The sequence below is a fragment of the Isoptericola sp. NPDC055063 genome (genome assembly GCF_053608125.1).
On record NZ_JBSGUW010000012.1, the window covers coordinates 145581 to 154550 of the forward strand.

At 73.7% G+C, this 8970-nt stretch carries 7 protein-coding genes; 1 reads left to right on the forward strand and 6 read right to left on the reverse strand.

What is annotated here, in order from left to right; all coding sequences use genetic code 11:
• Positions 1-4 precede the first annotated feature (4 nt).
• Together ACWF41_RS15690 and ACWF41_RS15695 are read right to left on the reverse strand one after the other, a co-directional pair.
• Complete coding sequence (locus ACWF41_RS15690) at positions 5-1330, reverse strand: ABC transporter substrate-binding protein (RefSeq protein ID WP_380322493.1); 1326 nt, start codon at positions 1328-1330, stop codon at positions 5-7.
• Positions 1331-1455: 125 nt separating this feature from the next.
• On the reverse strand, positions 1456-2502 hold the full coding sequence (locus ACWF41_RS15695; RefSeq protein ID WP_380322496.1) for a LacI family DNA-binding transcriptional regulator: 1047 nt from the start codon (positions 2500-2502) through the stop codon (positions 1456-1458).
• Positions 2503-2857: 355 nt separating this feature from the next.
• Between ACWF41_RS15695 and ACWF41_RS15700 the strand changes: the two genes are divergently transcribed.
• Complete coding sequence (locus ACWF41_RS15700; RefSeq protein ID WP_380322499.1) at positions 2858-5908, forward strand: glycoside hydrolase family 3 protein; 3051 nt, start codon at positions 2858-2860, stop codon at positions 5906-5908.
• 98 nt (positions 5909-6006) lie between these two features.
• Here ACWF41_RS15700 and ACWF41_RS15705 read toward each other — a convergent pair whose 3' ends face one another.
• Genes ACWF41_RS15705 through ACWF41_RS15720 form a run of 4 tightly spaced genes read right to left on the reverse strand, consistent with a single transcriptional unit; the run spans position 6007 to position 8813 of the window.
• Positions 6007-7290 (reverse strand): N-acetylglucosamine-6-phosphate deacetylase, encoded by a 1284-nt coding sequence (locus ACWF41_RS15705; RefSeq protein WP_380327003.1) that lies wholly within the window; start codon positions 7288-7290, stop codon positions 6007-6009.
• A 55-nt stretch (positions 7291-7345) separates the two neighbouring features.
• On the reverse strand, positions 7346-8041 hold the full coding sequence (gene nucS, locus ACWF41_RS15710; RefSeq protein WP_380327006.1) for an endonuclease NucS: 696 nt from the start codon (positions 8039-8041) through the stop codon (positions 7346-7348).
• A 56-nt stretch (positions 8042-8097) separates the two neighbouring features.
• A complete protein-coding gene (locus ACWF41_RS15715) occupies positions 8098-8517 on the reverse strand; it encodes a DUF2550 domain-containing protein (protein ID WP_380327009.1) in 420 nt (139 codons plus the stop codon).
• An 11-nt stretch (positions 8518-8528) separates the two neighbouring features.
• On the reverse strand, positions 8529-8813 hold the full coding sequence (locus ACWF41_RS15720; protein ID WP_380327012.1) for a F0F1 ATP synthase subunit epsilon: 285 nt from the start codon (positions 8811-8813) through the stop codon (positions 8529-8531).
• Positions 8814-8970: the final 157 nt, after the last annotated feature.

Genomic DNA, 8970 nt, shown 5'->3' on the forward strand with positions numbered 1-8970 from the left:
GTCGTCACTCGCCGAGCAGGTCGGCCTTGCCGTCCGTGTAGGCGGAGCTCAGGCCGTCGAGCACCTGGTCCGGCGTCTTGGACTGGTTCACCAGCGACTGCAGCTGGCTGACGATGACGTCGTAGTAGCCGGGCACGGGCCAGTCGGGGTAGAACGCCAGGCCGTCGTCGTCGAGGATGTCCTGGAAGTTCTGGGTGAGCTCGCGCGTCTTCTCGTCCGTGATGGTCGACGCGTCGCCCGCGACCGGCAGGCCGCCGGTCTGCGCCAGCACGTCCTGCACCTCCGGCCGCAGCGTGGTGTCGATGAACTCCTCGGCCAGCGACGGCGAGTCCGCGTTGGTCGGCACCACCCACAGGTTGCCGGACGAGCCCACCTGCAGCGTGTTGCCCGGGAAGTTGAACTGACCCCAGTCGTCCTTCATCTCGGCCGTGACGCGGCCGAACCACCAGGAGCCGGAGACCATCATCGGGTAGTCGCCCTTCATGAACGCCACGCCCATGTCCTCAGCCGTGAGGCCGGCGGAGTCGGAGGCGACGTAGCCATCCTTGATCCACTGGTCGAGCTTCTTCGTGGCGGCCGTCAGCTCCGGGCCGTGGAAGTCCACGTCGCCGTCGAAGAGCTGGTACTGGTCCACGAGGTCGCGGTCCGCGTTCGCGAGCACGAGCTCGTACCAGAGCTGGCCCATCGGGTACTCGGCCCCGGCCTCGGCCAGCGGCGTGACGCCGTCGTCCTTGAACGCCTTCATGACCTGCTCGAGCTCGTCGAGCGTGGTCGGCACCTCGAGCCCGGCCTTCTCGAACATCGCCTTGTTGTAGTACACGCCGACGAACTCGCCGTAGTTGGGGACGCCGTACCAGTCGCCGGAGCCCATGAGCCCCTTGTCGTCGTAGCGCGCCGTGGTCTGCAGCGACCCGGACAGCTTGTCGGCCCAGCCGTTCTTCTCCGCGGCGTCCGTCAGCGGGGCGATGAGCCCCTGCGCGGCGAGCTGCCCCGCGGTCGCGTTGCCCTTGTTGTACTCCATGACGTCGGGGACGTCGTCGCCGGTGAGCACGATCTTGGCGTTCTTCTGGATCTGCTCGAACGTCTGCTTCTCGACGTCGACGGTGACGTCGGGGTGCTCGTCCTCGAAGATCTCGATCGCCTTCGCCCAGGCCTGCCCCATGGCCGAGTCGTCGTTCTCGTAGTGCCAGATGGTCAGCGTCTTGTCGTCGGTGTCGCCGCCGCCCGCGGCGTCGCCACCGCCTCCTCCGCCACCGCCGACGCAGGCGGTCAGGACCAGGGGCAGGGCCGCCAGCGCGGCGATCGTCGATGCCTTGCGGATACGCGTCATCGCAGTTCCTCCTTCGTCGGCCCCGGCGCGGGCGCGTCGGGGCGCCGGGCTCCGGTGCCCGGTCAGGTCGGTCGTCAGTTGTGGTCGGTGGTGGTACGGCACGTGGGTCGGCGGGCGGCCGCCCGTCAGGGTCGGCTCGGCCCCGGCACGCCTGCGTCGGCAGGTGCCGGCCCGACGCTCTCGCCGGGCTCGAGCGTGCAGCCGATGAGGGTGCCCGCCGGCCCGTCGTCCTCCCCCGCCACCCGGGCGAGCAGGGTGAGCACCGCGAGCCTGCCCAGCTCCGTCCCGGGAGAGTGCATGGTGGTCAGCCGGGGGTTGCTCATGTCGGCCACCCCGGGCGAGGTGACGATCGCCAGGACGGACATCCGCCCGGGCACCGGCATCTCCCGCTGCTGGAGCTCGGCGAGGACGCCGAAGGTCGCCATCTCGTTCATCGTCACCAGGGCGGTGGTGCGCGGCTCCGCGGCCAGCACCTCGCCGAGGGCCTCGCGGCCCGCCTGGGGCGTCTCGTCGACGCGACGCGTGACCGGCTCGAGCCCCCGGGCCCGCATCGCGGCGGCGAAGCCCTCCTCGGCGCGGAACGTCGGGGCATAGCCCTCGTCCGCCGTGGCCTGGGAGTGGTTGAGGAAGGCGATGTGCCGGTGCCCGAGGCCGACGAGGTGCTCGACGGCCTCCCGCGTGGTCCGCTCGAAGTCCACGTCGACGCTCGGCAGCCCCGCCACGTCCCGCGTGCGGCCGATCATCGTGAACGGCACGCCGGCGTCGCGGAGCGTCGCGACGCGCGGGTCGTCCAGGGTGACCTCCATGACGAGCACGCCGTCGGCCATCCCCTGGAGGACGAGGTCGCGCACCTCGTCGGCCTGGGTGGTCCGGAACGGCCAGAGCACGAGGTGGTGGCCGTTCTCCCGGGCGGTGTCCCCCGCGGCGGACACGAACTCCGCCACGGTGCCGCCGAGGCCGCGCTCGGCGGCCGGGAAGACGAGGGCGAGCACGCGGCTGCGCCGGGAGGCCAGGCCGCGGGCCATCGCGTTCGGCGTGTACCCGAGCTCCGCCATCGCCTCCGCGATCCGGTCCCGGGTCGCCGCGGAGACGCTCCGGTTGCCGGACAACGCGTAGGACACCGTGCTGAGCGAGACCCCCGCCCGCCGCGCCACGTCCTGCATCGTCGTCATGCCGCCACCTCCCTGTGCCGGGGTCCCGCACCGTCGGCGGACGCCGCGGTCCCGAGACCGTCGAAGCGCTTCGACCACGCGCTTCGACGGCCAGCATGGGCGGGGCGGGAGCCGCCTGTCAAGACCTCCGGGCGGATTTAGTTCATCCATTGCCACAAGCCCGTCGACCGGACTAGCGTCATGGACAAGCAGCGGGTCGAAGCGCTTCGACGATGATCGTCTCGCCAGGCCGCACGTCCTCACCAGGCTCGGGGCCGCTGCCCGGCGTCGGCGCGCCCGACGCTCCCCGGTGAGGTGCTCGTTCCGTCCCCCAGCGGGCGGCCGACGACGGCCGCCCCCGAACCGAGGGAGCACCATGAGTACCCGACACCGCCGTCGGACGCGCCGCGGCATCGCCGCCACGACCGCGTTCGGCGTCCTCGCGCTCACGCCCGGGCTGGCGTGGGCCTCCGCCACCGCGACCCCCGCCGACGCCGCGACGACCGCGGCCGCCGCGGCGCCCGACCACCTCGACGACCTGCCGTTCCGCGACCCCGACCTGTCGGTCGACCAGCGGGTCGACGACCTCCTGGGCCGGCTCACGAGGACCGAGACCATCAGCCTGCTGCACCAGTTCCCGCTGCCCGTTCCGCGGCTCGGCATCGGGCAGTTCCGCAGCGGCACCGAGGCGCTGCACGGCCTCGCCTGGACGACGTCGCACGAGGACGGCGCCGTGCACACCGCCACCGCCACGACCTTCCCGCAGGCCGTGGGCCTGGCCAGCACGTGGGACCCCGAGCTCGTCGAGCAGGTGGGCACCGTGGTCTCCGACGAAGCCCGCGCCTACCACGCGCAGGACCCGGACCTGTGGGGGCTCAACCTCTGGGCGCCCGTCGTCAACCTGCTGCGCGACCCGCGGTGGGGGCGCAACGAGGAGGGGTACTCCGAGGACCCGACGCTCTCGAGCGAGATCGCGACCGCCTACGGGCACGGCCTCACCGGTGACGACCCGTTCTACCTCAAGACCGCGCCCACGCTGAAGCACTACCTGGGCTACAACACCGAGACCGCGCGCGACACCGTCTCCGCCGTCCTCCCGCCCCGCGCGCTGCACGAGTACGAGGAGCAGGCGTTCGAGCCCGTGATCCGGGCGAACGCCGCGACGGGGGTGATGACCGGGTACAACCTCATCAACGGCCGCCCCGCCACCGCGGACCCGAGCCTCGACGACACCGTCCGCTCGTGGACGGACCGGACCCTCTTCAACGTGTCCGACGCCGCCGCACCCCTGAACCTCGTGGCGTCCCAGCAGTACTACGACACCCAGGCCGAGGCCGACGCCGCGCTGGTCAAGGCCGGCCTCGACTCCATGACGGTCAACGACAACGACCCGCAACCCACCATCGACGCCGTCCAGGACGCCCTGGACCAGGGCCTGCTCGAGTGGTCCGACGTGCGCACCGCCGCGTCGCACAACCTCGAGCTGCGGTTCCGGCTCGGCGAGTTCGACCCGGACGGCGGCCCCTACGGGGACGTCGGCGCCGTCGACACGGCGGCCCACCGCGCCCTCGCCCGCGAGAGCGCGACCGCGGCGCAGGTGCTGCTCAAGAACGACGGCGGGACCCTGCCGCTGGACCCCGCGACCACCGGCGAGGTCGCCGTCGTGGGCCCGCTGGCCGACACCCTCTACACCGACTGGTACGGCGGTAAGCAGCCGTACTCCGTCACGCCCGTCGACGGCATCGCGGCCCGCCTCGGGGCCGACGCCGTCGCGACCACCGAGGGCGTGGACCGCATCACGCTGCGCGACGCCGAGACCGGCCGGTACCTCGCCGGCGGCGCGGGCTCCGCGGGCGGCCCGCTCGCGGCCACCGCGGACTCCCCCGACACCACCGCCCAGTTCGACGTCTTCGACTGGGGCGAGGGCGTCGTGACGCTGCGCAGCGCGGCCAACGGCAAGACGGTCGGCTTCAACTGGAGCGGCTTCGCCAACGACCAGGAGCAGCCGAACGGCTGGTACGTCCAGCAGCTCTTCCGCATCGAGGAGCGCCCCGACGGCGACGTGGTGCTGCGGTACGCCGGCTACGACTCGGCCGAGTCGTGGTCGCCGTCGTTCGCGACGCCCTACCTCGTCGTCGCCGACGACGGCTCGCTCCAGCTCGGCGCGCGGACCGCCGACGAGGCCACCGCGTTCACGCGCGACGTCGTGGTGGACGGCACGGCGCAGGCGGTCGCCGCCGCCGAGGAGGCGGACGCCGCCGTCGTCGTGGTCGGCACGATGCCGTTCATCAACGGCCGCGAGGCCCACGACCGGACCGGGCTCGACCTGGCGGCCGGCCAGGAGGCCCTCGTCAGGGCGGTGCGGGAGGCGAACCCGAACACGATCGTCGTGCTCACCTCCAGCTACCCGCAGACCATCGGCGGCCTGCAGGAGTCCGTGCCCGCCATCCTGTGGACCACGCACGCCGGGCAGGAGACCGGGAACGCGCTCGCCGACACGCTGTTCGGCGACGCCGACCCCGCAGGACGGCTCACGCAGACGTGGCCGCGGTCCGTCGACGACCTGCCGGACACGATGCTCGACTACGACGTCGTCGGATCCCGGCAGACCTACCTGTACGACGACGCCCACGACCCGCTGTACCCGTTCGGCTACGGGCTGTCGTACACGTCGTTCCGGTACTCGCACCTGCGGGTGGCGGACAGGTCCGTCGCGCCGGGCGACACGGTCCGGGTGTCGGTGGACGTCACCAACACCGGGGACGTCGACGGGGACGAGGTCGTCCAGCTCTACACGCACCAGCGCACGTCGCGCGACGACCAGCCCGTGCGCCAGCTGCGCGACTTCGACCGCGTCCACGTGCGCGCCGGCCAGACCGTGCGGGTGCACCTCGAGGTGCCCGTCGACGCCCTGCGGCACTGGGACGTCACCCGCGACCGCTGGGTGGTCGAGGCCAGCACGCACGACCTGCTGGTCGGGGCATCGTCGACCGACGTCCGGGCGCGGGCGTCCGTGCGCGTGGACGGCGAGCGCATCCCCGCGCGCGACCTGACGCGCGTCACGCAGGCGCAGAACTACGACGACGCCGACGGGACGACCCTCGTCGACACCACCAAGGAGCGCGGCACCTCGGTGGCCGCGACGCGCGACGGCGCGTGGGTGGCCTACGAGGACGCGGACCTCACGAACGGCGCCCGGTCCCTCGTCGCCTCCGTGGCGAAGGCGGGCGACGGCCCGGCGCGCCTCGAGGTGCGGCTCGGCGCGCCGGACGGCCGGCTGGTGGGCAGCGCCGAGGTACCTGCCACGGGAGACGCCCGTGCCTACGCCGACGTCACCGTGCCGATCCGGCGTGCGGCGGGGCGTCAGGACGTCTACCTCGTGCTCGGCGACGGTGTCCGCGTCTCGACGTTCCACCTGACCTCGTAGGGCGGGACGCAGGCCGGGACGCACGACGCGGCCGGCCCGGGGCGCTCGTCCCGGGCCGGCCGCGGGCACGCCGGGCCGGGCGTCACCTGGGCCGCGCCTCAGACCACCGGCACGCCGCCGCGCAGCACGCGGCGCACGCGCAGGTCGCCGTCGGTCTCGACGACGTCGGCACGCCGGCCCACGACCAGGCCGCCGACGTCGGTGAGGCCGAGCACGCGCGCGGGCACCCACGACGCCGAGCGGACGGCGTCCACGAGCGGGACGCCGGCGGCGACGGTGGAGCGCACCACGTCGACCAGGTGCGCGGTGCCGCCCGCGATCGAGCCGCCCTCGGACGACTCCGGGTCGGCGAGCCGCGCGACGCCGTCGCGCACGGTGACCGCCATCGGCCCCAGCTCGTAGGAGCCGTCCGCCATGCCCGCCGCCGCCATCGCGTCGGTGACGAGCACGACCTGGTCGGCGCCGACCGTCTCGACGACGCTGCGCACGGTGGCCGGCGCCAGGTGCACGTCGTCCGCGATGAGCTCGACCACGAGGTCTCCGCGGGCCGCCGCCGCCAGGCACGCGGCGATCGGGCCGGGCGCGCGGTGGTGCAGCGGGCGCATGCCGTTGAACAGGTGGGTCGCGGTCATCTCCCGCGCAGGGGCCTCACCGTCGGCGGCACGCGCGGCGAGCCCGGCCGCGACCTGGGCGACGAGCGCCTCCGCCTGCTCGGTCGTGGCGTCCGTGTGGCCCAACGACGGGACGACGCCGGCCTCGACCAGCGCCTCGGCCGCGCCTCCGGGGCCGGCGACCCCCTCGATCTCCGGGGCCACCGTCATCGTCCGCAGGTGCCCGCGCGCGGCCTCGACGAGGTCGCGGACCAGGGCGGGGTCACCGGGCACGAGGTCGTCGGGGCTCTGGGCGCCGCGACGCTCGTGCGACAGGAACGGACCCTCGGCGTGGATACCCGCGATCTCCCCCGCCTCCGCCAGCCCGGCGAGCATCGCGGCCTGCGCGAGGAGCGTCTCCCGGTCGGCGGTGACGAGCGAGGCGAGCATCGTCGTGGTGCCGTGCCGCCGGTGCTCCAGCACCGCGACCATCGCCTCCTGCGCGCTCGCCGCGTCGGGGAATCCGACGCCGCCGCCGCCGTGGTCGTGCAGGTCCACGAGCCCGGGCAGCAGCACCGTGCCGGGCTCCGGGGCGGGCGCCGCCGCGACGGCCGCCGCCACCGCGGGATCCGCGTGCTCGGCCGCCGCCACCGGGCCGACCCAGCGGACGACGCCGTCGGCCACGACGAGGGCGCCGTCCTCGACGACGTCGTGCGGTGTCACGACCCGACCGCGCAGCACGGCGAGCTCGCCGGGCGCGGGGACAGGGGCCGGGGAGGTCGCATCACTCATGCGCCACATCCTGCCGCACGCCACACAAGTTGCGAAACCTTCCTGACAAACCCGGTCAGAAGAGGCGGGAGTCGACGTCGTCGACGCCGCGCATCGCGTCGTAATCGAGGATCAGGCACTCGATGCCGCGGTCCGTCGCGAGCACGCGGGCCTGCGGCTTGATCTCCTGGGCGGCGAAGACGCCGCGCACGGGGGCCAGCAGGGGGTCGCGGTTGAGCAGCTCGAGGTAGCGCGTCAGCTGCTCGACGCCGTCGATGTCCCCGCGCCGCTTGAGCTCCACCGCGACCGTGGCGCCCGCGCCGTCCCGCGCGAGGATGTCGACCGGGCCGATCGCCGTCATGTACTCCCGGCGTACCAGCGTGTGCCCCGCCCCCAGGCGGTCGATCTGCGCGGCGAGCAGCTCCTGCAGGTGCGCCTCGACCCCGTCCTTCACCAGGCCCGGGTCGATGCCGAGGTCGTGGGCGGAGTCGTGCTCCACCTCGTGCAGCTCGATCTCGAGGCGGTCGTCCGACTTCTGGTGCTGCACGGTCCAGACCTGGGTGACGCCGCGCTCCCGCGCCTCGTCGTCCGGGTCCGCGACCGACGTCGCGCACGGCGGGCTCATCCAGTTCAGCGGCTTGTAGGAGCCGCCGTCGGAGTGCAGCAGCACGCTGCCGTCGGCTTTGACGACGAGCAGCCGCGTGGCGAGCGGCAGGTGGGCGGTGAGCCGGCCGGTGTACCGGGCCGAGCAGCGGGCGACGACGAGACGCACGGTCCCCCTCTTCGTTCGTGGCAGGTGCTGTGGCGGTGCCCTACGGGACCAGGTCGCTACAGGACCAGGTCGCGACGCCCCGGGGGCGCGGACTCGAGCCAGGAGGCCAGGCCGGCGTACGCGCCGGACGACATCAGGAGCTCGAAGTCGGTGCCGTCGTAGCGGCAGCGCACCAGCACCTGGTCGGGCTGGCCGGCCTGGTCGAGCGGGGCTCGGCCGGTGATCGACAGGCGGTCGCGGTGCCAGACCCGCGCGGGGCGCGGGGCCAGCGACCAGCCGCGCCACCAGTCGATGCGGCCCACGGCGTAGTGGGCGATCCCCACCATCCACGCGGCCTGCGGGTCGTCCGCGGGCCGGGCGTGGCAGGGGAAGGAGCCGACCCTCCGGGAGAGGGTCCGCAGGCGGGAGGCGCCGGCGGCGAGCACCAGTCCGAGCGCGACGACGAGACCGATCGCGATCCAGACGACGTACGCCACCGGCACCTGCCTCAGCGCAGCGCCGGCTCGCGGCCGGACAGCTCCGAGACCTCGTCCACGACGATCGTGACGAGGTTGCCGTCGACGGAGACGAAGCCGCCGGTCACGTGCGCCTCGACCGCGGTCCCGTGGGCCGTCGACACCTTGACCGTGCCGGGCCGCAGCACCGCGAGGAGCGGGGCGTGGCCGGCGAGGATGCCGACCTGCCCGTCGACGGACGGTGCGCTGACCTCGCGCGCCGCGCCGGACCAGACCTTGCGGTCGGACGCGACGAGGTCCACGTTCAGCTCTGCCATCTCCATGTCCTCTTTCCGATCGTACGAGGGTCGTCATGAGTCGCGGCGGGAGCACCCAAGAGGGGAAGAACCACCACGGGCACAAACAGCGGAAAAAGAAAAGAAAACGCAACTCCCTCCTTCTCCCCCCCTCCACCCCCCCCCCCCCCCCCCCCCC